Source organism: Streptomyces sp. NPDC026672, from assembly GCF_040638185.1.
GTDB lineage: Bacteria > Actinomycetota > Actinomycetes > Streptomycetales > Streptomycetaceae > Streptomyces.
Window position 1 is genome coordinate 1 of the sequence record NZ_JBEZXS010000001.1, and the last position, 26,905, is coordinate 26,905.

At 71.2% G+C, this 26,905-nt stretch carries 25 protein-coding genes and 1 riboswitch; of the genes, 10 read left to right on the forward strand and 15 right to left on the reverse strand.

Annotated elements, in window-relative coordinates:
• Positions 1 to 100: 100 nt before the first annotated feature.
• From AB0F77_RS00005 to AB0F77_RS00020, 4 genes are all read right to left on the reverse strand, one after another.
• Positions 101 to 1,594, reverse strand: coding sequence for a glycoside hydrolase family 3 protein (locus tag AB0F77_RS00005; RefSeq protein WP_361938682.1), 1,494 nt, complete (start codon positions 1,592 to 1,594; stop codon positions 101 to 103).
• 8 nt (positions 1,595 to 1,602) lie between these two features.
• Positions 1,603 to 2,433 carry a carbohydrate ABC transporter permease gene (locus AB0F77_RS00010; RefSeq protein WP_361938685.1) on the reverse strand — a complete coding sequence of 277 codons (831 nt, stop codon included), beginning with the start codon at positions 2,431 to 2,433 and terminating at the stop codon, positions 1,603 to 1,605.
• Positions 2,430 to 3,425, reverse strand: a complete 996-nt coding sequence (locus AB0F77_RS00015) for a sugar ABC transporter permease (RefSeq protein WP_361938688.1) — start codon at positions 3,423 to 3,425, stop codon at positions 2,430 to 2,432. Before AB0F77_RS00015 ends, AB0F77_RS00010 begins: the two co-directional genes overlap by 4 nt.
• An 86-nt stretch (positions 3,426 to 3,511) precedes the next feature.
• Positions 3,512 to 4,789 carry an extracellular solute-binding protein gene (locus tag AB0F77_RS00020; RefSeq protein ID WP_361938691.1) on the reverse strand — a complete coding sequence of 426 codons (1,278 nt, stop codon included), beginning with the start codon at positions 4,787 to 4,789 and terminating at the stop codon, positions 3,512 to 3,514.
• Between the two features lie 411 nt (positions 4,790 to 5,200).
• On the opposite strand from AB0F77_RS00020, the gene AB0F77_RS00025 reads away from it, so the two are divergent.
• The 6 genes from AB0F77_RS00025 to AB0F77_RS00050 all read left to right on the forward strand — a co-directional run bounded on the left by AB0F77_RS00025 (position 5,201) and on the right by AB0F77_RS00050 (position 12,353).
• Entirely contained in the window at positions 5,201 to 5,965 is a 765-nt protein-coding gene (locus tag AB0F77_RS00025) for a GntR family transcriptional regulator (RefSeq protein ID WP_361938694.1), read from the forward strand.
• A 231-nt stretch (positions 5,966 to 6,196) separates the two neighbouring features.
• Entirely contained in the window at positions 6,197 to 6,466 is a 270-nt protein-coding gene (locus AB0F77_RS00030; RefSeq protein ID WP_361938697.1) for a DUF3311 domain-containing protein, read from the forward strand.
• Entirely contained in the window at positions 6,463 to 8,073 is a 1,611-nt protein-coding gene (gene mctP, locus AB0F77_RS00035; RefSeq protein WP_361938699.1) for a monocarboxylate uptake permease MctP, read from the forward strand. Before AB0F77_RS00030 ends, mctP begins: the two co-directional genes overlap by 4 nt.
• 92 nt (positions 8,074 to 8,165) lie before the next feature.
• On the forward strand, positions 8,166 to 8,672 hold the full coding sequence (locus AB0F77_RS00040) for a GNAT family N-acetyltransferase (RefSeq protein ID WP_361938702.1): 507 nt from the start codon (positions 8,166 to 8,168) through the stop codon (positions 8,670 to 8,672).
• A 42-nt stretch (positions 8,673 to 8,714) separates the two neighbouring features.
• A riboswitch (cobalamin riboswitch) is annotated at positions 8,715 to 8,849 on the forward strand.
• Positions 8,850 to 8,970: 121 nt separating this feature from the next.
• Positions 8,971 to 11,343 carry a ribonucleoside-diphosphate reductase subunit alpha gene (locus tag AB0F77_RS00045; protein WP_361938705.1) on the forward strand — a complete coding sequence of 791 codons (2,373 nt, stop codon included), beginning with the start codon at positions 8,971 to 8,973 and terminating at the stop codon, positions 11,341 to 11,343.
• The gene (locus tag AB0F77_RS00050) at positions 11,334 to 12,353 is read left to right on the forward strand and encodes a ribonucleotide-diphosphate reductase subunit beta (protein ID WP_361938709.1); all 1,020 of its coding nucleotides are present in this window, start codon (positions 11,334 to 11,336) and stop codon (positions 12,351 to 12,353) included. The genes AB0F77_RS00045 and AB0F77_RS00050 overlap by 10 nt, the downstream gene beginning before the upstream one ends.
• On the opposite strand, the gene AB0F77_RS00055 is transcribed toward AB0F77_RS00050, so the two are convergent.
• Complete coding sequence (locus tag AB0F77_RS00055; protein WP_361938712.1) at positions 12,266 to 12,517, reverse strand: hypothetical protein; 252 nt, start codon at positions 12,515 to 12,517, stop codon at positions 12,266 to 12,268. The genes AB0F77_RS00050 and AB0F77_RS00055 overlap by 88 nt on opposite strands.
• A 93-nt stretch (positions 12,518 to 12,610) precedes the next feature.
• Between AB0F77_RS00055 and AB0F77_RS00060 the strand changes: the two genes are divergently transcribed.
• The gene (locus AB0F77_RS00060) at positions 12,611 to 13,576 is read left to right on the forward strand and encodes a helix-turn-helix domain-containing protein (protein WP_361938715.1); all 966 of its coding nucleotides are present in this window, start codon (positions 12,611 to 12,613) and stop codon (positions 13,574 to 13,576) included.
• Between the two features lie 38 nt (positions 13,577 to 13,614).
• Here the strand turns inward: AB0F77_RS00060 and AB0F77_RS00065 are convergent, their stop codons facing one another.
• The 10 genes from AB0F77_RS00065 to AB0F77_RS00110 form a co-directional block, all read right to left on the reverse strand.
• Positions 13,615 to 14,991, reverse strand: a complete 1,377-nt coding sequence (locus AB0F77_RS00065; protein ID WP_361938719.1) for a cytochrome P450 — start codon at positions 14,989 to 14,991, stop codon at positions 13,615 to 13,617.
• A complete protein-coding gene (gene cyc1, locus AB0F77_RS00070; RefSeq protein WP_361938722.1) occupies positions 14,988 to 16,073 on the reverse strand; it encodes an epi-isozizaene synthase in 1,086 nt (361 codons plus the stop codon). Before cyc1 ends, AB0F77_RS00065 begins: the two co-directional genes overlap by 4 nt.
• Before the next feature lie 273 nt (positions 16,074 to 16,346).
• Positions 16,347 to 16,997 carry a peptide deformylase gene (def, locus tag AB0F77_RS00075; RefSeq protein ID WP_361938725.1) on the reverse strand — a complete coding sequence of 217 codons (651 nt, stop codon included), beginning with the start codon at positions 16,995 to 16,997 and terminating at the stop codon, positions 16,347 to 16,349.
• Positions 16,998 to 17,118: 121 nt separating this feature from the next.
• Positions 17,119 to 18,099 (reverse strand): hypothetical protein, encoded by a 981-nt coding sequence (locus AB0F77_RS00080; RefSeq protein ID WP_361938728.1) that lies wholly within the window; start codon positions 18,097 to 18,099, stop codon positions 17,119 to 17,121.
• A gap of 170 nt (positions 18,100 to 18,269) precedes the next feature.
• The gene (locus tag AB0F77_RS00085; RefSeq protein WP_361938731.1) at positions 18,270 to 19,631 is read right to left on the reverse strand and encodes an HD domain-containing protein; all 1,362 of its coding nucleotides are present in this window, start codon (positions 19,629 to 19,631) and stop codon (positions 18,270 to 18,272) included.
• Positions 19,628 to 20,932 carry an HD-GYP domain-containing protein gene (locus tag AB0F77_RS00090; RefSeq protein ID WP_361938734.1) on the reverse strand — a complete coding sequence of 435 codons (1,305 nt, stop codon included), beginning with the start codon at positions 20,930 to 20,932 and terminating at the stop codon, positions 19,628 to 19,630. The genes AB0F77_RS00085 and AB0F77_RS00090 overlap by 4 nt, the downstream gene beginning before the upstream one ends.
• 124 nt (positions 20,933 to 21,056) lie before the next feature.
• Positions 21,057 to 21,368 carry a mycothiol system anti-sigma-R factor gene (rsrA, locus tag AB0F77_RS00095; RefSeq protein WP_361938737.1) on the reverse strand — a complete coding sequence of 104 codons (312 nt, stop codon included), beginning with the start codon at positions 21,366 to 21,368 and terminating at the stop codon, positions 21,057 to 21,059.
• Entirely contained in the window at positions 21,365 to 22,048 is a 684-nt protein-coding gene (gene sigR, locus AB0F77_RS00100) for an RNA polymerase sigma factor SigR (RefSeq protein ID WP_361938740.1), read from the reverse strand. Before sigR ends, rsrA begins: the two co-directional genes overlap by 4 nt.
• Positions 22,049 to 22,303: 255 nt before the next feature.
• Positions 22,304 to 22,951, reverse strand: a complete 648-nt coding sequence (locus AB0F77_RS00105) for an alpha/beta family hydrolase (RefSeq protein ID WP_361938743.1) — start codon at positions 22,949 to 22,951, stop codon at positions 22,304 to 22,306.
• Between the two features lies 1 nt (position 22,952).
• The gene (locus tag AB0F77_RS00110; RefSeq protein WP_361938746.1) at positions 22,953 to 23,768 is read right to left on the reverse strand and encodes an SOS response-associated peptidase; all 816 of its coding nucleotides are present in this window, start codon (positions 23,766 to 23,768) and stop codon (positions 22,953 to 22,955) included.
• A gap of 49 nt (positions 23,769 to 23,817) precedes the next feature.
• Between AB0F77_RS00110 and AB0F77_RS00115 the strand changes: the two genes are divergently transcribed.
• The 3 genes from AB0F77_RS00115 to rsgA are packed head-to-tail and all read left to right on the forward strand — an operon-like array spanning position 23,818 to position 26,905.
• Positions 23,818 to 24,537, forward strand: a complete 720-nt coding sequence (locus tag AB0F77_RS00115; RefSeq protein WP_361938749.1) for a M50 family metallopeptidase — start codon at positions 23,818 to 23,820, stop codon at positions 24,535 to 24,537.
• 9 nt (positions 24,538 to 24,546) lie between these two features.
• Positions 24,547 to 25,884 carry a 3-phosphoshikimate 1-carboxyvinyltransferase gene (aroA, locus tag AB0F77_RS00120; protein ID WP_361938752.1) on the forward strand — a complete coding sequence of 446 codons (1,338 nt, stop codon included), beginning with the start codon at positions 24,547 to 24,549 and terminating at the stop codon, positions 25,882 to 25,884.
• 10 nt (positions 25,885 to 25,894) lie between these two features.
• Complete coding sequence (rsgA, locus tag AB0F77_RS00125) at positions 25,895 to 26,905, forward strand: ribosome small subunit-dependent GTPase A (protein ID WP_361938756.1); 1,011 nt, start codon at positions 25,895 to 25,897, stop codon at positions 26,903 to 26,905.

Genomic DNA, 26,905 nt, shown 5'->3' on the forward strand with positions numbered 1-26,905 from the left:
GGGGGGGGGGGGGGTTTTGTGGGGCACCCCCCCCCCCGGGGGGCGGGCCGGGGGCCCCCCGGGGCCCCCCCCCCCCCCCTTCCGCCGTTCCGCGGACCCGCTACCCGGCCGCCGTGACCGCTTCCGCCGCCGCCAGGGCGCAGACGCGGGCCGCGCCGTGGGTGACGACGTGGAGGGCTCCGCGGGGCGGCGACTGGGGGACGCCCATCTCCACCACGACGGTGTCGGGACGGGCCGCCAGGAGCGTGTCGAGGGCCCTCTCCATCCAGGGGTGCCGGTGCTCGTCGCGGACGACGGCGACCACACGCCGCTCCCCCGCGGCGGTCAGCGCCTCCTGGCCCGCCGTGTCCCCGGTGAAGCTGCCCGTCTCGGTGCCGGGCAGCAGCCGGTTCAGCTCGGCGCCGACGCCCCAGGGGGTCTCGTCGCCGACGGCGATGTTGGCGACCGGGGTGAGGGCGGCGACGTACGGCGGCGCGGTCACGGGCGCGTACGCCGCGCCCCGCGTCACGCGCAGCGCCCGCCGGGCGGCGAGGAGTCCGATGTCCGCGCGCCCGCCGGGCGGGGGCGTGTCGCGGCCGGCGGACGCCGTCCACCGGGCCAGTGCGCGGACCCGCTCGGCCGCGTCCGCCAGCCGTTCCTCCGGGAGGTCGCCCGCGCGGACCGCGCCGACGAGGGCGTCCCGGAGGCGGTCGACCGTCGCCTCGTCGCACAGCCCGCCGCCCACGCAGATCGCGTCGGCGCCGGCCGCGAGGGCGAGCACGCTGCCGCGTTCGATGCCGTACGTCGCCGCGATCGCCCGCATCTCCATGCCGTCGGTCACGATCAGGCCGTCGTAGCCCAGTTCGCCGCGCAGCAGGTCGGTGAGGATCGGCCGGGACAGGGTGGCGGGGTGGTCGGGGTCGAGGGCGGGGACGAGGATGTGCGCGCTCATCACCGCCCGTGAGCCGGCGGCGACGGCCGCGCGGAAGGGGGCCAGTTCCCGGGCCCGGAGCACGTCGACGGGCACGTCGATGCGCGGCAGGGCGAGGTGGGAGTCGACGGCCGTGTCGCCGTGGCCGGGGAAGTGCTTGGCGCAGGCCGCCACCCCGGCCGACTGGAGGCCGGTGACGTAGGCCGCGGTGTGGCGGGCGACGAGGTCGGGGTCGGCGCCGAAGGAGCGCACGCCGATGACCGGGTTGGCGGGGTCGGAGTTGACGTCGGCGGAGGGGGCCCAGTCGAAGTTGACCCCGCAGGCGGCAAGGCGGCGGCCGAGTTCGAGGGCGACCTCGCGGGTCAGCTCCACGTCGTCCACGGCGCCCAGGGCGTGGTTGCCGGGGAAGGACGAGCCGGTGCGCACCTCCATGCGCGTGACGTCGCCACCCTCCTCGTCGATCGCGACCAGGACGTCGTCCCGTTCCGCGCGCAGCCGGGCGGTGAGGGCGGCGACCTGCTCGGGCGAGGCGACGTTGCGCCCGAACAGCCCGACGGTGGCCAGTCCCGCACCGAGCCGCCGCAGCACCCAGTCCGGGGGCGTGGTGCCGGTGAACCCGGGCTGGAGCACGGCGAGGGCGTCCCGGGTGAGGGCGTCCCCGGCGCGCCGCGCGGTCGTGTCCATCGGCCGGGTCATCCCTTCACTGCACCGGAGACCAGGCCGCTGACGGCCCTGCGCTGGAGGAAGACGAAGAGGACCAGGATCGGGACGGCGAACAGGGAGGAGGCCGCCATGGTCGCCCCCCAGTCGTCGCCGAAGGCGGTCCTGAAGCTGGACAGCCAGAGCGGGAGGGTCTGCGACGGGGCTTCCTTGTTGAGGATCAGGACCAGCGGGAACTCGTTCCAGGCGGTGATGAAGCCGAACAGCGAGGTCGACATGAGACCGGGCGCGAGCAGCGGCAGGATGACACGGCGGAACGCCTGAACACGGGTGCAGCCGTCGACCATCGCGGCCTCCTCCAGTTCCCTCGGCACCGCGGCGACGAAGCCGCGCAGCGTGAGGATCGTGAAGGGCAGGATCATCATCATGTAGAAGACCGTGAGCGGGACGAGGCTGTTGAGCAGCGAGGCGTCCCGCACGATCATGTACATCGCGATGATCATGACTTCCCAGGGGGCCATCTGGGCGATCATGAATCCGATGATGAACCCGCGCCGCCCCCTGAACCGCATCCGCGCCAGCGCGAAGGAGCCGGCGAGGGCGATGACCAGGGAGAACACGACCGCGAGGATCGTGACGGTCAGCGAGTTGCCGACGTACGTCCAGAAGTGGTCGACGCCGGTCGCCTTCTTGAAGTGCTCGAAGGTGATGTCCGTCGGGAACCAGACCGGGGTGTCCGAGATGATGTCGCCGGTCGGCTTGAAGGCCGTGGCGAACATCCAGTAGACGGGGAAGACGAAGCCGGCGAACAGCACGACGGCGGTGACGTTGGGCCAGACGCGGCCCATGAGCGTGCGCCTCACAGCGCGGCCTCCTCTTCGCTCTCCTGCTTGAGCACGATCCTGAGGTAGTGGGCGGTGAGACCGAGCAGGATCAGGATGGTCAGGACGGCGATCGCCGCGCCCATGCCGTAGTGCTGGTTGCCGACGCCCTCGACGTAGGCGTAGACGGGCAGGATCTCCGTGAGCCGGTCGGGGCCGCCGGCGTTGATGGTGAAGACCTGGACGAACGCCTTGAAGACCCAGATGATCTCCAGGAAGGTCGTCGCGTAGAGGAAGGGCCGCAGGAAGGGCAGGGTCACGGTGGTGAAGCTCTGCCACGCGCCCGCGCCGTCCAGGGCCGCCGCCTCGTACAGCTCGTCGGGGATCGTGGTGGTGGCCGCGAACAGGTTGATCGCGACGAAGGGTATCGACTGCCACACGATCAGCACGGTGACGACGAAGAAGGTCGCCATCTGGCTGCTGGTCCAGCTGTAGTCGGCCATGGAGTGCCAGCCGAACTTGTCCAGCACGTAGTTGACGACACCGAAGCGCTGGGCGAACAGCCACTGGTAGACGGTCGTGGCGGCGACCACGGGCATGGCCCAGGCGAGCACGAGCCCGATCATCAGGGTGACCCGCATGCGCCGGCCGAGACGGGCGAGCAGCAGTCCGACCAGACCGCCCAGAATCATGATCAGGACGACGTTGACCGCCGTGAACAGGATCGACCGGAGGGTGACGCGCCAGAAGTCCTCACCGGTGAGGACCTCCTTGTAGTTGTCGACGCCGTTCCACTCGGTGACGTGCTGGATCAGCTGCCCCATGTTGAGGTTCTGGAAGGACAGCAGCCCGTCCTTCACCAGCGGCCAGCCGAGCAGCAGCACCGTGGCTGCGCAGGCCGGCAGGAGCAGGAGGTACGGGGCGAACGCGCCGGCACGCGACGCGGCTCTCGGTGTCGGCCCGCCGGACCCCGCGTCGCCCGGCTTGCGGACGTCCGTCGGCTCGGAGGGCGGCCGTTCGGTCTGCACGGTCATGCTCGCCATCTCTTTCTCGACCTACGCGTGGGGGCCGGGGCACGGGGCCGCGGAGGCCCGGTACCCCGGCGTGAGCACGGGCGCGGTTACTGCTGCTGCGCCAGCCGCTTGTTGAACTCGGCCTCGACCTGCTTGGCGGCCTCGGCGGGCGACTTGCCGTTCAGAACGGCGGTCATGTAGGTCTTCACCGGGTTGGGCGCGTTCTCGACCGCGGCCCACTCCGGGATCAGGGGCGTGGTGCCACCGCCGGCGACGGCGGGGGCGGCTGCCTCCGCGGCGGCGTTGCCCGCGAGGTTGGTCTGGAGCGACTCCTTGTTCGGGATGACGCCGTTCTGCTTGGCGAGTTCGCCCTCGTACTGGTCGGAGAGCGCGACCTTCAGGAACTCCTTGGCGAGCGCCTGCTTCTTGCTGCCCGCGGCGACGGCGAGGTTGGAGCCGCCGAGGAAGACGCCCTCGGGCTTGTCGGCCGTGGCGCCGGGGATGGTGAAGTAGCCGACGTCCTTCTCGATCTTCGGGTTGGCCGCGATGGCCGTACCGGCCTCCCAGCCCATGCCGATGATCGCGCCGACGTTGCCCTTGGCGAAGACCTCGCCCTGCTGCGGGGTGGCCTCGTCCTTGTCCTTGGGGGCCTTGGACAGCGCCTGGAACTTCTTGTAGGTCTCCATGGCGGCGGCGACCTTCGGGTCGGCCAGGTTGGAGACGTACTTGTCGCCCTCCTTCTTGACCAGTTCACCGCCCTCGCCGATGGTCAGACCGACGAAGTGGTACCAGTTCTGGCCCGGCAGGTAGATGGGCTCGGCCTTGGTCTTGGAGCCGATCTGCTGGAGGTCCGCGTAGAACTCGTCGCGGGTCTTGGGCAGGTCCTTGATGCCGGCGTCGGCCCAGACCTTCTTGTTGTAGATCACGACGCGGTTGGCGAAGTACCAGGGCGCGGCGTACTGCTTGCCGTCGAACACGGAGGAGTTGTTGAGGGACTGCGTCCAGTCGGCGCCGATGGAGGACTTGAGGTCCGCCAGGTCGGCCAGGCCGCCGGTCTTGGCGTAGGCGGGGGTCTGCGTGTTGCCGATCTCGAAGACGTCCGGCGGGTTCTCCTCCGACAGGGCGGTGGTCAGCTTCTGCTGGATGCCGTTCCACTGCTGGATCTCGAACTTGACCTTGGCCTGGGTCTTCTTCTCGAAGGCCGCCTGCACGTCCTTCTGCCACTGGTCCGGCGAGGAGCCGTCCATCACCCAGACCGTGAGCGTCTGTCCCTTGTAGCCGTCCGCCCCCGCCTTGCTGCCGCCGTCGTCGTCACCGCTTCCGCACGCCGCGATGGAGACCATCATGCCCGCGATACCGATCGCGGCTGTCAGCTTGCGCTTCACGCCACCCTCCTCAGGGATGCCACAATCCCCCCTGCCTCCCCGCGGCGACCGTGAACGCGTCGTACCGCCCATGGGGCCGGGACCTGGACCAATGGTGTAGACCAGTAGGGGGAGCTTGGCCCAGACCAATAGGACTGTCAAGGGTGTTCAACCGGGCTCCTCTCCTCCGTGATGGGACCGAGATATGCAGGGACCTTTCATTCACCAAGTGACAGATCGGACGCACCAGTTGGGCACGTATCACCGCCCAGCGGGTGGACCTATGGACTAGACCAACCCGGGTCGCGACGGTATACAGAGGAGATCAAGGAGCGTGCGGGTGGCGTCCGCCACACCAAGCCGTGCCACGATGTGAGCCCTGGCCGACGCGAGGTCGGCCGCTGTCGGCACCCGGAGCCGGGAAGGCGGAGCATGAGCACCGACGTCAGCAGTGCGGAGAACGAGGGTGGGGCGACCGTCCGTACCGCGCGCGTGCCCAAGTACTACCGTCTGAAGAAGCACCTGCTCGACATGACGGAGACCCAGGCGCCCGGCACCCCGGTCCCGCCGGAGCGCACGCTCGCCGCCGAGTTCGACACCTCGCGCACCACCGTCCGCCAGGCCCTCCAGGAACTCGTCGTCGAGGGCCGCCTCGAACGCATCCAGGGCAAGGGCACCTTCGTCGCCAAGCCCAAGGTCTCCCAGGCGCTCCAGCTCACCTCCTACACCGAGGACATGCGCGCCCAGGGCCTGGAGCCCACCTCGCAACTCCTGGACATCGGGTACATCACCGCGGACGAACGGCTCGCCGCGCTCCTCGACATCACCGCCGGCGGCCGGGTGCTGCGCATCGAGCGGCTGCGCATGGCGAACGCCGAGCCCATGGCCATCGAGACCACGCACCTGTCGGCCAAGCGCTTCCCCGCGCTGCGCCGCAGCCTCGTGAAGTACACGTCCCTCTACACCGCCCTCGCCGAGGTGTACGACATCCATCTCGCCGAGGCCGAGGAGACCATCGAGACCTCGCTGGCCACACCGCGCGAGGCCGGCCTGCTGGGCACCGACGTGGGTCTGCCGATGCTGATGCTCTCCCGGCACTCCCTGGACCGCGGGGGCAACCCGGTCGAATGGGTGCGCTCGGTGTACCGCGGCGACCGCTACAAATTCGTCGCGCGCCTCAAGCGGCCCCAGGACTGAGCCAGGGCGGCCCGGGGCCGGGCCCGAACGCCCCGGGCCCGGACCGGAGCGCCGCCGGCCGCACTCGCACGAGGTCACGGTCCGGAAATGGCTCGTACGAGGTCACGGTCCGGGAAGGGGATGTCTCCGTTCGGGAGAGATATTCCGAAGGGGTCTTCCGTTTCGTTGACACCGTCACCTACATTGCCTGCGCATTACACCAGGTGATCAGCGAGGGGACGGAGCCTAGGCATGTCAGATGCGCCTGAAGTGAAACCACCGGTCGTGACACCGGTCCGCGTAGTGATCGCCCTGTGTCTCGTAGCGCCCTTCGTGGCGATGCTCTGGGTGGGCTCCTACGCCAAGACGGACCCCACGTTCATCGGGATCCCGTTCTTCTACTGGTACCAGATGCTCTGGGTGCTGATCTCCACCGCGCTCACGATGATCGCCTACCAGCTCTGGCAGCGTGACCAGCGCGGCCGTGGCCGCACGGCGTCGAAGGGCGGTGCGTCCGAGTGAAGGACGGCGTGAACGGCGTCGCGCTCGGCGTCTTCATCTTCTTCTTCGTGGCCGTCACGGTCATGGGCTTCCTGGCCGCGCGCTGGCGCAGGGCCGACAACGAGCACAGCCTCGACGAATGGGGCCTGGGCGGACGGTCGTTCGGCACCTGGGTCACCTGGTTCCTGCTCGGCGGCGACCTCTACACGGCGTACACCTTCGTGGCCGTCCCCGCGGCGATCTACGCGGCGGGCGCCTCCGGCTTCTTCGCGGTCCCGTACACCATCCTGATCTATCCCCTGATCTTCACGTTCCTGCCCCGGCTGTGGTCGGTGTCGCACCGGCACGGGTACGTGACGCCGTCGGACTTCGTGCGCGGCCGGTTCGGCTCGAAGGGGCTGTCGCTGGCGGTGGCCCTCACCGGCATCCTCGCGACCATGCCGTACATCGCGCTCCAGCTCGTGGGCATCCAGGCGGTGCTCGACGTGATGGGCGTGGGCGGCGGCGAGAACACCAACTGGTTCGTCAAGGACCTGCCGCTGCTGATCGCGTTCGGCGTGCTGGCCGCGTACACCTACTCCTCGGGTCTGCGGGCGCCCGCGCTGATCGCGTTCGTCAAGGACACGCTGATCTACATCGTCATCGCCGTCGCGATCATCTACATCCCGATCAAGCTCGGCGGCTTCGACGACATCTTCGCCAGGGCGAACGACAAGTTCACCGCGGCGGGGGCGGGCGCGGTCGTCACGCCCCCGGGCGGCCAGTGGACGTACGCCACGCTGGCGCTCGGCTCGGCGCTCGCGCTGTTCATGTACCCGCACTCGATCACCGCCACGCTGTCCTCGCGCAGCCGTGAGGTGATCCGCCGCAACACCACGATCCTGCCGCTGTACTCCCTGATGCTGGGCCTCCTCGGCCTGCTGGGCTTCATGGCGATCGCGGCGGGCGTCAAGGTGCAGAACGGGCAGCTGGCCATCCCGCAGCTGTTCGAGAACATGTTCCCGGACTGGTTCGCGGGTGTGGCGTTCGCGGCCATCGGCATCGGTGCGCTGGTGCCGGCGGCGATCATGTCGATCGCGGCGGCGAACCTGTTCACCCGCAACATCTACAAGGACTTCATCAAGCCGGACGCCACGCCCGCGCAGGAGACCAGGGTCTCCAAGCTGGTCTCCCTGCTGGTGAAGGTGGGCGCGCTGGTCTTCGTCCTGACCATGGACAAGACGGTCGCGATCAACTTCCAGCTGCTGGGCGGCATCTGGATCCTGCAGACGTTCCCGGCCCTGGTCGGCGGCCTGTTCACCCGGTGGTTCCACCGCTGGGCGCTGCTCGCGGGCTGGGCGGTCGGCATGGTGTACGGCACGGTCGCCGCGTACGGGGTGGCCTCGCCGACGCAGAAGCACTTCGGCGGCTCCTCGAAGGAGATCCCCGGCATCGGCGAGATCGGCTACATCGGTCTCACCGCGTTCGTCCTGAACGTCGTCGTCTCGGTGGTCCTGACCTTCGTCCTGCGCGCGGCCAAGGCCCCCGAGGGCATCGACGAGACGAAGCCGGAGGACTACACGGCCGACGCGGGCGACGCGGGCGTCGCGGTGGAACTCCCGCCGGCCACTGCGGGCACCTCCCACTGACACCCGGTAGAGGGCACGAGCACCCCACGACGGGCCGCCGAGAGCGACAAAATCGGCGGCCCGTCGTCCTGTCCGCCCGCACACTCGGTGCCATGGACTTCTCGATCCGCACCGCCGTCCCCGGCGACTACGCACCCCTGGGCGAGATCACCGCCCGCGCCTATCTCCACGACGGCCTCCTCGACTTCGGCGAGAGCGACGCGTACCTCGACGAGCTGCGGAACGTGGCCGGGCGCGCGGCGTCCGCGGACGTCCTGGTGGCCGTGGCCGACGGACACGTGCTGGGCGGAGTCACCTTCGTGGCGGCCGGCGGCCCCATGGCCGACATCGCCCGTCCCGGCGAGGCCGAGATACGGATGCTCGCGGTCGACCACGCCGCCCGCGGCCGGGGCGTCGGGGAGGCGCTCGTACGCGCGTGTGTCGAACGGGCGCGGGGCGTCGGAGGGTGCGGGCGGGTCGTGCTGTCCACTCAGCGGTCCATGCGCGCCGCCCACCGTGTCTACGCGCGCCTGGGTTTCGTGCGTACGCCCGAGCGCGACTGGAACCCCCTGCCGGAGCTCGACGACCTCACTCTGCTCACCTATGAGTTGACGCTCTGAGACCGGGACGACACAACATCTAGGGGTGGCTGCGCGGGGCAGCACAAGATGTATGCTCTTGCTCGCTGTCGCCGCAGGGGAATCCGGTGCGAATCCGGAACTGTCCCGCAACGGTGTACTTGCGTGTTTCCGCACGCCTGTTCAGTCCGAGGACCTGCCGACAGCGCGCCCGGCCGTCCGGTCCGGGTGCCCTGACGTCCGGGCCTCGTGGAATGGGCCGGCGGATGCGACGCCGTGTGCGCTCGTGTGCGTCCCCCTGCCCCCGTGAGGCCCCGTGCCGAGCGAGGGAGAGCCCCACGTGACCATCGCGCCAGCAGACCCGGTCTCAGCCACCGGAGTGACCGCCCCGGCCCCGGAGGCCGACGGCCCCGGCAGCGCCCTGCTGCGGACCCTGACCGAGCTGACCGCCGACCTCCCCGACGCCGACCCCGGCCGGGTCGCCGCCGCCGCGCTGCGCGGCCGGTCGGCCCACGCGGACGGGGCGGAGCTGCGGGAGCTGGCCACGGAGGCGGCCGCCGGCCTCATCTCCGAGGACCCCGCCTACTCCCGGCTCGCCGCCCGCCTGCTGGCCATCGGCATCCGCGCCGAGGCCGCCTCGCAGGGTGTCACCTCGTTCACCGGGTCGGTCGCCGCGGGCCACCGCGAGGGGCTGATCGCCGACCGCACCGCCGCGTTCGTCCGGCTGCACGCCGAGCGCCTGGACGCGCTGATCGACCGGGACGGCGACGACCGCTTCGGCTACTTCGGCCTGCGCACCCTGTACAGCCGCTACCTGCTGCGCCACCCCCACACCCGCAAGGTCGTCGAGACGCCCCAGCACTTCATGCTGCGCGTCGCCGCCGGCCTCGCCGAGGACGACACCGGCCGGGCCGTCGACGAGGTGGCCGCGCTCTACGGCCTGATGAGCCGCCTCGACTACCTGCCCTCCTCCCCCACCCTGTTCAACTCCGGCACCCGGCACCCCCAGATGTCGTCCTGCTACCTCCTCGACTCCCCGAAGGACGAGCTGGACTCCCTCTACGACCGCTACCACCAGGTGGCCCGCCTCTCGAAGCACGCGGGCGGCATCGGCATCGCCTACTCCCGCGTCCGCTCGCGCGGTTCCCTGATCCGCGGCACCAACGGGCACTCCAACGGCATCGTCCCGTTCCTGAAGACCCTGGACGCCTCGGTGGCCGCCGTGAACCAGGGCGGTCGGCGCAAGGGGGCCGCCGCCGTCTACCTGGAGACCTGGCACTCCGACATCGAGGAGTTCCTGGAGCTGCGCGACAACACCGGCGAGGACGCCCGCCGCACGCACAACCTCAACCTCGCGCACTGGATCCCGGACGAGTTCATGCGCCGGGTCGACACCGACGGGCAGTGGTCGCTGTTCTCCCCGTCGGACGTGCCCGAACTGGTCGATCTGTGGGGCGAGGAGTTCGACACCGCGTACCGGTCCGCCGAGGCCCGCGGGCTCGCGAAGAAGACCCTGCCGGCCCGCGAGCTGTACGGCCGCATGATGCGCACCCTCGCCCAGACCGGCAACGGCTGGATGACCTTCAAGGACGCCGCCAACCGCACCGCCAACCAGACGGCGACGCCGGGCCACGTCGTCCACTCCTCCAACCTCTGCACGGAGATCCTGGAGGTCACGGACGACGGGGAGACGGCGGTCTGCAACCTCGGCTCGGTGAACCTGGGCGCGTTCGTCGTGGACGGGGACATCGACTGGGAGCGCCTGGACGACACGGTCCGCACCGCCGTCACCTTCCTCGACCGGGTCGTGGACATCAACTTCTACCCGACCGAGCAGGCGGGCCGCTCCAACGCCAAGTGGCGGCCGGTCGGCCTCGGGGCGATGGGCCTCCAGGACGTCTTCTTCAAGCTGCGGCTGCCCTTCGACTCGCCCGGTGCCAGGGATCTGTCCACGCGGATCGCCGAGCGGATCATGCTCGCCGCGTACGAGGCGTCCGCCGACCTCGCCGAGCGGAGCGGCGCGCTCCCGGCCTGGGAGAAGACCCGCACGGCCCGGGGCGTCCTGCACCCCGACCACTACGGCGTCGAACCCGCCTGGCCCGAGCGCTGGGCGGCCCTGCGCGAGCGGATCGCCGTGACGGGCCTGCGCAACTCCCTGCTGCTCGCGATCGCCCCGACCGCCACCATCGCGTCCATCGCGGGCGTGTACGAGTGCATCGAGCCCCAGGTCTCCAACCTGTTCAAGCGCGAGACGCTGTCCGGCGAGTTCCTCCAGGTCAACTCGTACCTGGTGCGGGACCTCAAGGAGCTGGGCGTCTGGGACGCCCGCACCCGCGAGGCGCTGCGCGAGTCCAACGGCTCGGTGCGGGACTTCACCTGGATCCCGGCGGACGTGCGCGCCCTGTACCGCACGGCGTGGGAGATCCCGCAGCGCGGCCTGATCGACATGGCGGCGGCCCGCACCCCGTACCTGGACCAGTCGCAGTCGCTGAACCTCTTCATGGAGACGCCGACCATCGGCAAGCTCTCCTCGATGTACGCGTACGCCTGGAAGTCCGGTCTGAAGACGACGTACTACCTGCGCTCGCGCCCGGCGACCCGCATCGCCCGCGCCGCGCGCGCCCAGGCCCCGATCCCCGTGCAGCAGATCGCCGACCCCGACGCGGTCGCCTGCTCCCTCGAAAACCCCGAGTCCTGCGAGGCATGCCAGTGACCACCCGCGACACCCGTCTGCTCGACCCCGGCTTCGAGCTGACGCTGCGCCCCATGCGCTACCCGGACTTCTACGAGCGCTACCGGGACGCCATCAAGAACACCTGGACCGTCGAGGAGGTCGACCTCCACTCGGACGTCGCCGACCTGGCCAGGCTCACGCCCGCCGAACAGCATCTGATCGGCCGGCTGGTCGCGTTCTTCGCGACGGGCGACTCGATCGTGGCGAACAACCTGGTGCTCACCCTCTACAAGCACATCAACTCCCCCGAGGCGCGGCTCTACCTGAGCCGTCAGCTGTTCGAGGAGGCCGTCCACGTCCAGTTCTACCTGACGCTCCTGGACACCTACCTCCCCGACCCGGAGGACCGCGCCGCCGCGTTCGCCGCCGTGGAGAACATCCCGTCCATCCGGGAGAAGGCCGGGTTCTGCTTCCGGTGGATGGACTCGGTGGAGAAGCTGGACCGGCTGGAGTCCCGGGCCGACCGGCGCCGCTTCCTGCTCAACCTGATCTGCTTCGCCGCGTGCATCGAGGGCCTGTTCTTCTACGGCGCCTTCGCCTACGTCTACTGGTTCCGCAGCCGGGGCCTGCTGCACGGTCTGGCCACCGGCACCAACTGGGTGTTCCGCGACGAGACCATGCACATGTCCTTCGCCTTCGAGGTGGTCGACACCGTCCGCAAGGAGGAGCCGGACCTCTTCGACGACGAGCTGGGCCGACAGGTCACCGAGATGCTGAAGGAGGCCGTCGAGGCCGAGCTGCAGTTCGCGCGCGACCTGTGCGGCGACGGCCTCCCGGGCATGAACACCGACTCGATGCGCCAGTACCTGGAGTGCGTCGCCGACCAGCGCCTCACGCGGCTCGGCTTCGCCCCGGTGTACGGCTCGGAGAACCCCTTCTCCTTCATGGAGCTCCAGGGGGTTCAGGAGTTGACCAACTTCTTCGAGCGGCGTCCCTCGGCGTACCAGGTGGCGGTGGAGGGCACCGTCGACCTGGACGAGGACTTCTGATCCGTGGCCGCCCCCTCGTGCTCCCGCTCCCGCCGGGCCTCCTCGATCTGCCGGTCGATGCGCCGGTCGCGCACCACCCCGAGCAGCGAGGGGAGGGCCAGCAGGACGAGGATCGCGAGGACGGCGGCCATTCCGACGAGACCTTCGATCTGATTCGTGTTCATGGACACCACTGTCCTGCGGAACACTCCTTACCGTGAGTGGCAGGACTGCCGTATACCCTCGAATTGCTGCCAGCTCCGAGGCACACTGGGAGCATGCTGAAGAACGTGGCCGCCGTGCTGCTCGACGGTGTGCATCCCTTTGAACTCGGCGTGATCTGCGAGGTGTTCGGCATCGACCGCAGCGACGAGGGGCTGCCGGTGTACGACTTCGCCGTGGTCTCGGCGGAGGGCCCCACGCTCTCCACCCATGTCGGCGGGCTGACCGTCGCCACGCCGTACGGCCTCGAACGGCTGGAGGAGGCGGACCTGATCGCCGTCCCGGCCGGTGCCGAGTACGTCGTCCGGGACTATCCGCCCGAGCTGCTGGACGCCCTGGTCCGGGCGGTGGACCGCGGGGCCCGGGTGCTCAGCGTCTGCTCGGGGGTGTTTGTGCTCGGCGCCGCCGGGCTGCTCGACGGACGGCGGTGCAGCGTGCACTGGCGGCACGCGCGGGAGCTGGCCGTGCGTTGTCCGCGGGCGGTCGTCGAGCCCGACGTGCTCTACGTCGACGAGGACCCGGTGATCACCTCGGCGGGCACCGCCGCCGGCATCGACGCCTGTCTGCACATCGTGCGCAGGGAACAGGGCCCCGAGGTCGCCAACAAGATCGCCCGGCGGATGGTGGTGCCCCCGCACCGGGACGGCGGACAGGCCCAGTACATCGAGCGGCCGCTGCCCAAGGAGGCGTGCGACACCGTCGGCGAGGTCCTGGAGTGGATGCAGCGGCACCTCGACCGCGAGGTCACCGTCGAGCAGCTCGCCGCCCGTGCCCACATGGCGCCGCGCACCTTCGCGCGCCGCTTCCAGCAGGAGACCGGCACCACGCCCTACCGCTGGATCCTGCGCCAACGCGTGCTGCTGGCCCAGGACCTGCTGGAGGGCAGCGACGAGACGATGGACACGATCGCGGACCGCACCGGGTTCGGCACCGCGGCCGCGCTGCGCCACCAGTTCGTCCGGGCGCTCGGGACGACCCCGAACGCGTACCGGCGCACATTCCGGGGCCCGGAGGCCGCCTGAACGCGCGCCGGTGTCACCGCGCACCCCTCACTGCCCGCTCACCAGGGCAGGGGCTTCACCATCAGCCGGTTCGGACGGAGCGTGATGCCCACCCGGGGTTCGTCCTTCGACCCGGCGACCTGCTCGAAGCGGTACTTCGCGGAGAGCGCGGCCGTGATCAGGCTGAGCTGCGCCATCGAGAAGTGGTCGCTCGGGCACTTGCGGTTGCCGACGCTGAACGGGCTCATGGCGAACCTGGGCACGTCCTTGGCCCGTTCCGGCAGCCAGCGGTCGGGGTCGAACTCCAGGTTCTCCTCGTACGAGCGGGCGTCGCGCTGGATCGCGTAGGGGCTGTAGACGATGTCCGCCCCGGCCGGAATGCGATAGCCGCCCAGCTCGGTGTCGGTCACCGCGCGCCGCGTCAATATCCATACGGCCGGACGCAGCCGCATGGCCTCGACGATGACATTGTTCGTGTGTGTGAGCCCGCGGACGTGCTCGAATGCGACGGGTCGGCCACCGGTCACGGATTCGACCTCCGCGCGCACCCTCTCGGCGTGATCCGGATGTTCGGAGAGTGCCTGAAGCAACCACATGATGGTGGAAGCCACTGTTTCGCTGCCCGGGGTGAGTATCGCGACGACCTGGTCGTGGATCTCCTGTTCCCCGATGGGCTCGCCATTGTCGTCCTCCGCCTCCAGCAATGCCGTCAGCAAATCATCGGGCCTTTGGCCGGACGCCCGGCGTTCGGTGACGATCTCGTCGACGAGGAGATGCAGATCGGCCAGTGCCCGGTTGAATTCGCGGTTGGCCGGAAGGGGCAGTTTGTACAGCGGTCCGAGGGGGACCACCATGCGCCGGTACATGCCCCGGAAGACCGTGGCGAGCGCGACGCACAGCCGCTCGGCCCGCTCGTCCATGTACTGGCCGCGCAGCAGGCAGCGGGCGGCGATGCGCACGGCGACACGGAACGACTCGGAGGTGCAGTCGATGGTCTCGCCGGGCGTCCAGCGCTCGGTGAGCGCGTGTGCCTCCTCCTCCATGATCGGCCCGTAGGCGGGGATGGCGTCCAGCTTGAACGCGGGCTGGATGGTGCGCCGCTGCCGCCGGTGCAGCGGCCCGTTGGCGGTGGCCACGCCCTCCTTCCCGAGCAGGCCCTCCAGCGACTCCCAGACCGGTCCCGCCACGTGGTAGTCGGGGCTCAGCGCCAGCGCGCCGGTGAGCGCCGGGGCGGTGACGGCGTACACCGTCTTGGGGCCGAGCCTCAGACGTACGACGTCGCCGTGGTCGCGGAGCTGGGACATGAAGGCCAGCGGGTCGCCGGCCATCCTCCAGCCGTGGCCGAGGACGGGGACCCTGCCCCCCGCGAGGGGCGGTTCGCGCAGTTCCGTGGCCGTGTGCGGACCTGCGTCGGGCTGTGCGGACTCCACGGTCATTTCTCACCTGCCGCTTCGTTGTTGACGTACGGGGGCGTGGACCTGTCGTCCCAGCTGTCGACCATGTAACGGCCGGATTCGTGGTGGAACCAGTAGACGGAGCTGAACCAGTTCCGCATATTGGCGAGGCAGGCCCGTACGGCGTCGCTCAGTTCCTTTCCGCGGGGCGTGCCGTCGTCGAGTTCTCTCGCGAACTCCGTCAGATCGCGCTCCGCGTCGAGGAATTCTATGATGCATCTCTCGACGCGTCGCCTGACTTCCACGACGGCTTCCTCCAGATTCAGCCCCTCGTGCGCGATGAGGCTGATTCCGAGATTGTGTACTTCGTCCCCCGCTATTTCTTTCGGAAGTGAGCAGAGGTCGTTGTACCAGGCGGCGAATTCCTGACTCAACAGGGCCGGACGGCGATATGCCGGATGTTTGCGCACGGCGTCCGGTATTTCCGTACCCGCGCTCGGCTCCAGCAGGTCCGTCCAGATCCAGTGGGCGAAGGTCAGGCGCCGCAGGGCGAGGTACTCCTCGACCCCGGGGACACGGCGCTCGGTGCGGTTGCGGAACTCCCGGTCGTAGGCGTCGATCACGGTGTGGAAGTGCCGGGCGAACCGGTCGTTCCACGTCTGCGGCAGGAACGAGTACAGCCGCGTCACGCTGTCCGCGAAGGCCGCCACCAGGGGGTCCGTGTGGTGCAGATGGTGCCGTGGTGCGTCGAGTGCGATGTGGAGCCGCGTCTTCAGCCTGCGCCAGTCGTCCGCGCGGCCGTGCACGATGTCACGGTCGTGGCGGTCGTCCCAGACGAAGAACCACGCGCTGTAGTCGGCTATGGCCTGGAGGACGTCGTCGGGAGCGCCCAGGTAGTATCCCGCCATCAAGTCCGTGTAGCACAGGCCGTCGGCATATTCCGCTACCTTGTCCGCCGGCATGAGCCGCTTTTCGAGCAGCCAGTCCCGAGTTGTCTCCTGGAGCTGCGGCCAATAGGGATGCAGCTGCCGGGGAAACGCGGTCTCGATCACCGGGAGAGCTAGCGACGGTGGGACCGCCACCGTCGTCGGCGTCGATGTGGTGCCGTGTGGGAAAACATGCACGAACAAACCCCTCTCAGCCGCCAGGAACGCACGCCCCTCCCGTTGTGCCGGGCGTGCGCCGTTGCGTATCCCCGCACTCCCCATTCAGCACCACGACTGACCGCTCTGGGAACGGATTCGCTCCCTTCACTACCCCAAGATGCCGAGAAACCCCTCTTGTGTGACTGAATGACGATCACTTGGCATGCATATGGGATCGATTGTGCGAAGGACTGACGAACAACGCCTGGCAGGACCATTCCTGACCAGGCGTCACAGGAGTTGTCGTTCGTCTCAGTCGTTGGCGACGACCGGATAACGCGGCTCGTTCTCGGCCATCTGCCGCAGCGCGTCCTTGCGTTCCCGCTTGGACAGCCGGTCGATGTAGAGGTAGCCGTACAAGTGGTCCGTCTCGTGCTGGAGGCACCGCGCGAAGTAGCCCGTGCCGCGCACCTTGATCGGGTTGCCCTTCTCGTCCTGCCCGGTGACCTCGGCGTAGTCGGGGCGGGCGAGCGGGGCGTACGCCGTCGGCACCGAGAGGCAGCCCTCGTTGCTGTCGTCCAGCCGGCGCCGGTCGGCGGGCAGCTCGACCAGCTTCGGATTGCACACCACGCCCACGTGCCGGGCGCCCTCGTCGTCCTGGCAGTCGTAGACGAAGACCTTCAGGTCGACGCCGATCTGGTTGGCGGCCAGGCCCACGCCCTCGGCGGTGCGCTGGCTGGCGAACATGTCCGCGACCAGCTGCTCCAGCTTCGCGTCGAACTCGGTGACGTCCTTGCACTCCTTGTGCAGCACCGGGTTGCCGACGACGGTGATGGGACGCGAGGTGCCGCGCTCACGCCAGGCGCTCTCGCGCTCCTCCGTGTCCTGGGTGTCGATGACGAAGCCCTCGTCGTCCACGGGGAGCACGCCCGCGTGCTGCTGATCGGTGTCCTGCTGCGCCATGACCGACGTATGCCTTCCTGGAAAACCGGGGGTGATGTTGCTGATACAGGGTACGGGGAAGCGCCCGGTCGGGGTTGCGGGAACGGGGCGAACGGCCGGGACCCGCGGCGGGCGACGACGCCTAGCAGACCTCTTCCAGGTCCCGCCAGTCCCGGGAGTCCGGGCTGTCCGCGACCCATCCGTCCAGCAACCCGCGGACCAGGGAGGCAGGCGCGGCCACCCCGCACTCCCGCTCGGGCACCCACAGCTGCCCGTCCGTCCGGTGCCCGAGCGGCCCCGGATGCCCCGGCTCGCTGTGGTCGTGGGGATCGAGGTGCACCCCGCCGCCCTCGTCGGTCGGCATCCGTGACTCGGAGCACATCCGGCACAGCAGCCGCACGGACGACGACCAGTCCTCCGCGGCGAAACCGGCGTCCGCGGCGAGCTGCTCCAGCGCGTCCCGGTCGGCCTCGGTCGCCGCCTCCAGGAGCACCACCCAGGTGGGGACGGGCGAGGGCGCCCACAGCTCGATCTCGTCGAAGACGGGATAGGCGTGCCCGGCCGCGGTGGTGCGCTCGCCGTGCGGCACCCCGTCGTGCAGCACGACCTCGCCCCAGCGCCGCCCCGACGAGGGAAGCGGGATGGACAGCACCTCGATGCGCGCGGGATCGAGCCGACGGCCCCAGACGACCTCGGCCTCGCCCTCCGGGGACATCCGCACGGCCGCGCTGCCCAGCTCCATCCCGGTCGGCTCCCCGGCAGCGGTGGCGCCTCCCGGCACCCGCAGCCCGTACGCCTGCCAGGCACGGCGGGCCAGCGGCCAGTCCTGGAGCGCGGTGGCGGCGATGCCGACGTTCCACCAGTCGGGCGCCCCGGCCTCACGGTCGAGCAGGGCGACGGCACGCAGTCCGGCCGCGCGGGCCTGCTCCCAGTCGTGCCGGAACTTGTGCAGCAGCGCCAGGTTGAACCAGGACTCCGACAGCCAGGGTTCCAGGTCGGCGGCGCGGGTCAGCAGTTCGCCCGCGTCCTCGTACCGGCCGTCGCCGATGAGCGTGAACGCCCGGTCGGTGGCCTGCCGCCAGGAGGCGGAGGGCCGGTGCCGTCCCTTGCCGAAGATCCTCACGATTCCCGCCTGCCAGTTCCATTTCCGCTCAGTGGGCTGGCCTGTGCCCCCGGACACCCTCTCCCTCGCATCCAACCACGTACGCCGGGAGAGCCGCTCATTACCCATGGGTTACCCAACCAGGGCCCGGCTATTGCAGACCCGGCCGCGGTCCGCCCCGTCCGACGGTCTCATGCCTCGCTCCCCCGCAGCCAGAGCACCCGGGCCAGCGACTCCACGACCTCGGGCGCGTAGTCCCCGGCGGCGCCGAGGCGCAGCTCCTCCAGGGCCTTGAGCGACCCGCCGGGTCCGGCGTCCCTGGCCTTCTCCTCGTACGCGTTCACCGCCCGGACGATGCGCGCGGCCACCGGCTGCTCCGGGTACGGGTCGGCCTGGCTCTCCACGACCACGGCGACCGCGCGGTCCACGCCGGTCTGCCGGACGACGGCACCGCCGAGCAGCGCGATGCGCCGCTGCTCCGCCTCGGGCAGGACGGCGGTGGCGCCGGCCGGGACGGGGTCGACGAGGCTCAGCTGGCCGATGTCGTGCATGAGCGCCGCGTACTCCAGCACGGTCAGCTCGGCCCCGGACAGACCGAGGTCGCGGCCGACGGCCTGGCAGAGGGCGGCGACCCTGCGGGCGTGCCCGGCGGGGGTGCAGCCGGCCACCTCGGTGGCGCGGGCGAGGGAGGCGATGGTCTGCCGGTAGGTGGCGCGCACGGCGGCGTACCGGCGCAGCGAGAGCTGGGTGAGCAACAGCGGGAGGCAGAAGACGGGCAGCGCCCACAGGCCGACGACCCCGACGGCGAGCGCGGTGACCGCGCCGGTCGCGCCGACCGCGGACCCGATCCCGAGCAGGGCGCGCAGTTCGTCGCGCAGCAGCGGTCCGAACGGCCAGCGGGTGCGGGCGTGCGCGAGCACGGCGGCGAGCACGGCGTCGCACAGGGCGGTCAGGACGAGGAGCACGAGCAGCAGCAGGGCGTGGACGGTGCCGCCCCAGGCGTCGAACAGGCCCCGGGCGTACAGGGGTTGGAAGCAGACGGCGGCGAAGCCCACGGTGAGGACACGGCGGGCGAGGCGATCGGGCACGGCGGCCCGGCCGCGCCAGAGGTGCGGGACGTTGCCGAGCAGGGAGGCGACGAGGACGACGGTGACGACCTGCGCGGCCCCGCCGGCGTCGCCCAGCAGCGCGTACGACAGGGCGGCGGCGGTGCCGAGGGGCGCGCCCTCCCGGTCGGGGCCGTAGGTCGGGGCCGGGCCGCCCGACGGGTCGCCGCCGGCTCCTCCCCCGACCCCGCCGCCGACCCCAGCACTGGCCCCACCACCCACCCCGCCTGCCGATCCGGCACCGACACCCGCCGCCGCGGTGGAGCGGTCGGCGCCTCCGGGCAGGCTCAGTTCGCCGAAGGCGACGAGCGCCCCGAAGGCGAGCGCGACCCCGCCCCGCTCGACACCGTCCCAGAGGGTGAGGGCGACGGAGCCGGCCGCCAGCACGAGGGCGCAGCCGTGGACGGCCCGGAGCACGAGGGGGCGGCCGTGGACGGGGGCGGTCACCCGGGTGCCCCGGGGTGGCTGCTCACCGGCTCCGGCCCGGCGGGCGGGACGGGGGACTCGTCGGCGGTGACCTCCGGGTGCCAGCCGTCGCGGCGCAGGGCGCGGACGAGGGCGGTGACCATCCGGGGGTCGAACTGGGCGCCGGCGCAGCGTTCCAGTTCCGCGAGCGCGGTGGAAACGGGGCGGGCCCTGCTGTAGCAGCGGGTGGAGGTCATCGCGTCGAAGGCGTCGGCGACGGCCACGACCCGGGCGCATTCGGGGATCCGGCCGCCGGCGAGGCCGTAGGGGTAGCCGCTGCCGTCCAGCCGTTCGTGGTGGTGGAGGATCGCCGCCCGCGCCTCGCCGAGGAAGGAGATGCCGCGCACCATCTCGTGCCCGTACTCGGGGTGGAGTTCGATCACGCGCCGTTCCTCAGGCGTGAGGGGGCCGTCCTTGCGCAGCAGCCGGGTGGGCACGCCGAGCTTGCCGACGTCGTGCAGGATGCCGGCGAACCTGAGCACCTCGACGCGGTCGTCGTCCATGCCGAGTTCGCGGGCGATGAGCACGGAGGCCCGGCCGACGCGTTCGCTGTGGCCGCGGGTGTAGCCGTCCTTGATGTCGACGGCCTGCACGAGCGCGCGGATGGTGGCCTGGTGGGCGGCCCGTTCCCGGTGGTACTGCGCGAACACCCACCAGGACACGCACATGGGCAGCAGGACGAGCAGCGCGGCGACGGGGCCGTACGGGCTGCGCCACAGCACGGCCATCATCAGTCCGGCGAGTCCGTGCGCGCCGATCGGGGCGAGGGAGCGGGGCAGCAGTCCGCGCCAGGCCCGGCGCACCGGAACCCGTTCGGCGAGCGCGCGGATGCCGCCGTCGAGGGCGGTCAGGACCAGGCAGAACGCGAGCACGCCGGCCCCGGCGGGCACAAGCGCGTAGGGGAAGTCACAGGCGGTGACGGTATGTCGGCCGCCGAGCGCCCCGTGCGCACGCGCCGCGGCCCCCACCGCGAGCGACAGCTGCGCGGCCCGCCAGATCCGGCGCACCGGCCGCGTCCGCGCGCCGCCCGCGAGGAGGGCGCCCGGCAGCGGTACGAGGGCCGCGGCGGGCGGTGACAACAGGAAGGCGCCGGCCAGCAGGACCGGGTGGAAGGTGCCGCCGAGGCGCCGCCGGACGACGTGCTCGCAGGCCGCGTAGAGCGCGGCGAGCGACGCGACCTCCCACCAGGGGGTGCGGAGGCCGGGCAGGGACAGCAGCGAGGTCAGGGCGAGGAGGGCGACACCGGCGACGTACACGCGTGCCCGCGCCGGAACCGACTCCATCACGACCCTCCCCCGAACCGTCCCCGTCCAGGCTCCGGAGCCTAGGGCGGTGGCCGGGGGGTGCGAGGGGCCATGACCCGGGGATTAGCACGTTCGGGTGAAGGTCACCGGGGACCGCGGCGGGTCAGGACTCCTGCGGAGTGGCCGGGGCCGCGGTCACGTCGTGCTCGGGGACGGTCTGGCCCGAGCGGATCAGGTCGATCCGCCCCATGACCTTGGAGCGCAGGTCGGTCGGCACGTCGTCGTGGCCGCAGCAGCGCTTGACGAGCTTCTTCACCGCCTGCTCCAGGCCGTACTTCTCCAGGCAGGGGGAGCACTCCTCGAAGTGGGTCCGGAACTTGTCGCGGTCGACGTCCGGCATCTCGCTGTCGAGGAACTCGTACAAATGATCGAGTACCTCACTGCAGTCCGTCTCGTGCGGCTCTCCGCAGCTCATGAGCCCGAGCCTTTCGCTTCGTTCGACTCTCCGGCGCCGGCGGGGACCAGCCCGCGCTCACGGGCGTAGTCCTCGAGCATGCCGCGCAGTTGACGGCGGCCCCGGTGCAGCCGGGACATCACCGTACCGATGGGTGTCCCCATGATGTCCGCGATCTCCTTGTAGGCAAAGCCCTCTACATCGGCGAGGTAGACGGCGATGCGGAATTCCTCGGGGATCGCCTGGAGGGCTTCCTTCACGTCCGAGTCGGGCAGGTGGTCGAGCGCCTGCGACTCGGCGGAGCGCAGACCGGTCGACATGTGCGACTCGGCACGCGCGAGCTGCCAGTCCTCGATCTCCTCGGCCGCACTGCGCTGGGGCTCGCGCTGCTTCTTGCGGTACGAGTTGATGAAGGTGTTGGTGAGGATGCGGTACAGCCACGCCTTGAGGTTGGTGCCCTCACGGAACTGGTGGAAGGACGCGTACGCCTTGGCATACGTCTCCTGCACCAGGTCCTCGGCGTCGGCCGGGTTGCGCGTCATGCGCAGCGCGGCCGAGTACATCTGGTCGAGGAACTCGAGCGCGTCCCGCTCGAAGCGCGCGCTGCGCTCCGTGCTGGACTCCGCGCCGGCGCCCTGGCCCTCGGGCAGCTCCGCCTGGCCGTTGTCGGTCCCTGCGTCGGTCCCAGTGACCGGACCCACCTCCTCAAGATCCCGGGCAGGACCGAAACCGGTCCCACTCGAATCGGAGGATAGAACACGACCCGTGCCCGCCGCCCCTCGAACGGGAGCGGTCTTGGCCGCGTGCAGCACCGTCCAGTCCAGGTCAGCACTGCTGCCGCGCCTCTGGCATGTGGTCGAACCCATGCGGCGGACTTCCTTCCCACGACGTCGGCGCCGGATCCCCGGCACTTCTGACACGCTCAACAGCGCCGCCGCCGTCCGCATTCCCGTCCGTCACCCGAGTGACGCGACCCACCGCACCACACCGCCGGTGACGATCTCCAGCGCCTCCTCCTGACCGACGGCGGCCCGCTTCGGCACGGCGAGACCGTGATCGGCGCCGGGCACCTCGACCAGTTCGTACGCCCCCTCGGGGAACTCCGCGGGCCTCCCGAACGGGTCGTTGCCGCCCTGGACGACGAGCGTGGGCACCCCGGCGCCGAGCAGTTCGTCCGCGCGGGACCTCTCCGGCCTGCCCGGCGGGTGCAGCGGGAAGCTCAGGGCGAGCACGGCCCGCGCGCCCAGCTCGGTCGCCGTGCGGCAGGCCACACGCGCGCCGGCGCTGCGGCCGCCGGAGATCACCGGCAGGCCCGGCTTCGCGAGCGCCGGCCAGATCCCGCGCCAGCCGGTGTCGAGGGTCTTCGGCGCGGGCGCCACCTTGCGGCCCGCCACCCGCCAGGGCTGCTCCACCAGCGCCACGCTCACCCCGTGCCCCGGCAGTACCGCGGCCAGTGCCCGCAGGTCGCGCGCCTCGATGCCGCCCCCGGCGCCGTGACCCACCGCCAGCACGAACCGGGGCCGCCGCGCCGGGTGCCAGGTCACACGGGCGTCGCCCGCCTCCGTACCGACGGTCTCCGCGGTCACGCCGAACTCTGTGGTCACGTCAGAAGAGTGTGCCCTCTTCCGGCCCTTCCAGCTCCTTCAGCAGCTCCACGCCGTTGTTGCGGACGTTGCTGACGGCGGTGGAGACGGCGTACGCGCGCATCAGGCCGGGCGGCGGGGGTGCCAGCAGCGACCGCAGGTCCTCGACGTCGGTGCGCGCGGGGTCCAGCCAGGCGTCCCAGCGGTCCGGGGTGAGCATCAGGGGCATCCGGGGGTGGATGTCGGCGAGCGCGTGGGGGCCGTCGGCCGGGGAGACGGCCAGCGGGTCGGTCTCCGCCTCGGTGGTGATCACCGAGCAGGTGACCCACCACCCCTGCGGATGGTCGTCGGGCAGCGTGCGGTCCCGCCAGAACTCGTACAGGCCCGCCATCGCGAACACCGAGCCGTCGGCGGGCAGCACGAAGTACGGCTGCTTGCGGGGCCGCTTCTTCCTGCCCTCGACCTCCAGGTCCCGCTCCTGCGTGCCGGTGACCCACTCGTAGTAGCCGTCGGCGGGCAGGATGCAGCGCCGGGCGGCGAAGGCACGGCGGTAGGAGGGCTTCTCGTGCACGGTCTCCGCGCGCGCGTTGATCATCCGGGCGGCGCCCTCGGGCGACTTGGACCAGGACGGGACGAGCCCCCAGCGCAGCCTGCGCAGCTGCCGAACCGGTCGCGGGTCCTCGGCGTCTTTCACCGGACGGTCGAGAACGGCGTAGACCTCCTTGGTCGGGGCCACGTTGTAATCGGGCTCCAAGGTCTCCTCGGGTTCCCACTTCTCGACCCCGAAGATCCCCGAGAGGTCCTCGGGCCGACGACTCGCCGCATACCGTCCGCACATACGTGCCACACTGCCAGACTCCGAACGACCAGGGGAGCGACCACCGAAGATGCAGAGCACCGCCGACACCGCGCTGCCCGACCTCTGGGACCGGCTCTGGGGCGCCCAGCCCGATCCCGACCTCTGGGTGGTCCTCGCCACGCTGGCGGCGGCGCTCGTCGTGGTCGTCCCGCACGGACCGTGGCGGGTGTCGCGCAACGCCGTCACCATCGCCCACGAGGGCGGTCACGGGCTGGTCGCCCTGCTCTCCGGCCGGCAGCTGACCGGCATACGCCTGCACTCCGACACCAGTGGCCTCACCGTCAGCCGGGGCAAGCCGCACGGCCTCGGCATGATCCTGACGGCCGCCGCCGGCTACACCGCACCCCCGCTGCTCGGCCTCGGCGGCGCCGCGCTGCTGGCCACCGGCCACATCACGCTGCTGCTGTGGGTGGCCACCCTGCTGCTGCTCGCGATGCTCGTGATGATCCGCAACGCCTACGGCGCACTGACGGTGATCCTCACGGGCGGCGCGTTCCTCCTGGTGTCCTGGCTGGCCGGCCCCCAGGTGCAGGCGGCGTTCGCGTACGCGGTGGTGTGGTTCCTGCTCCTCGGCGGCGTCCGCCCGGCCTTCGAACTCCAGGCCAAGCGCTCCCGCGGCGGCGCGGGCGACTCGGACGCGGACCAGCTGTCCCGGCTGACGCACGTCCCGGCGGGCCTGTGGCTGTTCCTGTTCCACGCGGTGTCGCTGTGCTCCCTCATAGGCGGCGGGCGCTGGCTCCTGGAATAAAGTGGCCCCATGGTCCCGAACCCCGCCCACACCGCCCTCTGGCCCGCCCCGCACGCGAGCGGAGCCGTCGACGCGACGGTCCACGTGCCCGGGTCCAAGTCGGTCACCAACCGTGCCCTCGTCCTCTCCGCCCTCGCCTCCGAGCCCGGCTGGCTGCGCCGCCCGCTGCGCTCCCGCGACACCCTGCTGATGGCCGGCGCCCTGCGCGCGATGGGCGTCGCCATCGAGGAGACCGTGTCGTCGAGCTCCTCCGGCGCGGGCCCCGACGGCGCCGGCGAGGCATGGCGCGTCCTGCCCACCGGTCTGTCCGGCCCGGCCACCATCGACGTGGGCAACGCCGGCACCGTGATGCGCTTCGTGCCCCCGGTCGCCGCGCTGGCCGACGGCCCCGTCCGCTTCGACGGCGACCCCCGGTCGTACGAGCGTCCCCTGCACGGCGTGATCGACGCCCTGCGCGCGCTCGGTGCCCGCATCGACGACGACGGCCGCGGCGCGCTGCCGCTGACCGTGCACGGCGGCGGCGCCCTGGACGGCGGTCCGGTGTCGATCGACGCGTCCTCGTCGTCGCAGTTCGTGAGCGCCCTGCTGCTGTCCGCCCCCCGTTTCAACCAGGGCGTCGAGGTCCGGCACACCGGTGCCACACTGCCGTCGATGCCGCACATCCGGATGACCGTCGACATGCTGCGCGCGGTCGGTGCCCAGGTGGACACCCCGGAGTCGGGCGGCGAGCCGAACGTCTGGCGGGTCACGCCGGGCGCGCTGCTCGGCCGTGACCTGACCATCGAGCCGGACCTGTCCAACGCGCAGCCCTTCCTGGCGGCGGCCCTGGTCACGGGCGGCAAGGTGACCATCCCCGACTGGCCCGCGCGCACCACCCAGCCCGGTGACCGGCTGCGGGAGATCTTCACCGAAATGGGCGGTTCCTGCGAGCTGACCGAGTACGGACTGGAGTTCACCGGTTCGGGTGCGGTCCACGGCATCGACGTCGACCTCGGCGACGTCGGCGAGCTGACCCCCGGCATCGCCGCGGTGGCCGCCCTCGCCGACTCCCCCTCGACGCTGCGCGGGGTCGCGCACCTGCGGCTGCACGAGACGGACCGGCTCGCCGCGCTCACCAAGGAGATCAACGGGCTGGGCGGCGACGTGACGGAGACCGCCGACGGTCTGCACATCCGTCCGCGCCGGCTGCACGGCGGGGTCTTCCACACCTACGACGACCACCGCATGGCGACGGCCGGGGCGATCCTCGGCCTCGTGGTGGAGGACGTGCAGATCGAGAACGTGGCGACGACCGCGAAGACCCTGCCCGACTTCCCCGACATGTGGACCGGGATGCTCGGGGCGTAGGGGTCCACCGATGCGCCGCTACGGCAAGCACACCGACGAGGACGACATCCGCAGCCGCCCCAACCGCAAGGGCAACCGGCCGCGCACCCACATCCGGCCCAAGCACGAGGACGCGGCCGAGGGCCTGGTCCTCACCGTCGACCGGGGCCGGCTGACCTGCCTCGTCGACGACGTCACGCTCATGGCGATGAAGGCCCGTGAGCTGGGTCGCAAGGCGGCGGTGGTCGGCGACCGGGTCGCGCTCGTCGGCGACCTGTCCGGCAAGAAGGACACACTCGCGCGCATCGTCCGCATCGAGGAGCGGACGTCGGTGCTGCGGCGCACCGCCGACGACGACGACCCGTACGAGCGGGTCGTCGTCGCCAACGCCGACCAGCTCGCCATCGTCACCGCCCTCGCCGACCCCGAGCCCCGCCCCCGGCTGATCGACCGCTGTCTGGTCGCGGCCTACGACGGCGGTCTCACCCCGCTCCTCGTCATGACCAAGTCGGACCTGGCGTCGCCGGACAAGCTGTTGGAGCTGTACGGCGACCTCGACATCCCGTTCGTCGTCACCAGCCGCGAGGAGCTGGAGAACGGCGACGCGGCCGACCGGGTGCGCGCGCACCTGGACGGCAAGGTCACCGCGTTCGTGGGCCACTCGGGCGTCGGCAAGACCACGCTGGTCAACGCGCTCGTGCCGCGGGACCGGCGCCGTACGACGGGCCATGTGAACGCGGTGACGGGACGCGGGCGCCACACGACGACGTCCGCGCTGGCGCTGCCGCTGAGCGACGACGGCGGCTGGGTGGTCGACACCCCGGGCGTACGGTCCTTCGGGCTCGCGCACATCGATCCGTCCCGTGTGATCCACGCCTTCCCCGACCTGGAGCCCGGCACGGCCGACTGCCCGCGCGCGTGCAGCCACGACGAGCCGGACTGCGCGCTCGACACGTGGGTCGCCGAGGGCCACGCGGACCCGGCGCGGCTGTACTCGCTGCGCCGGCTGCTGGCCACTCGGGAGCGCCGGGAAGGCGACTGA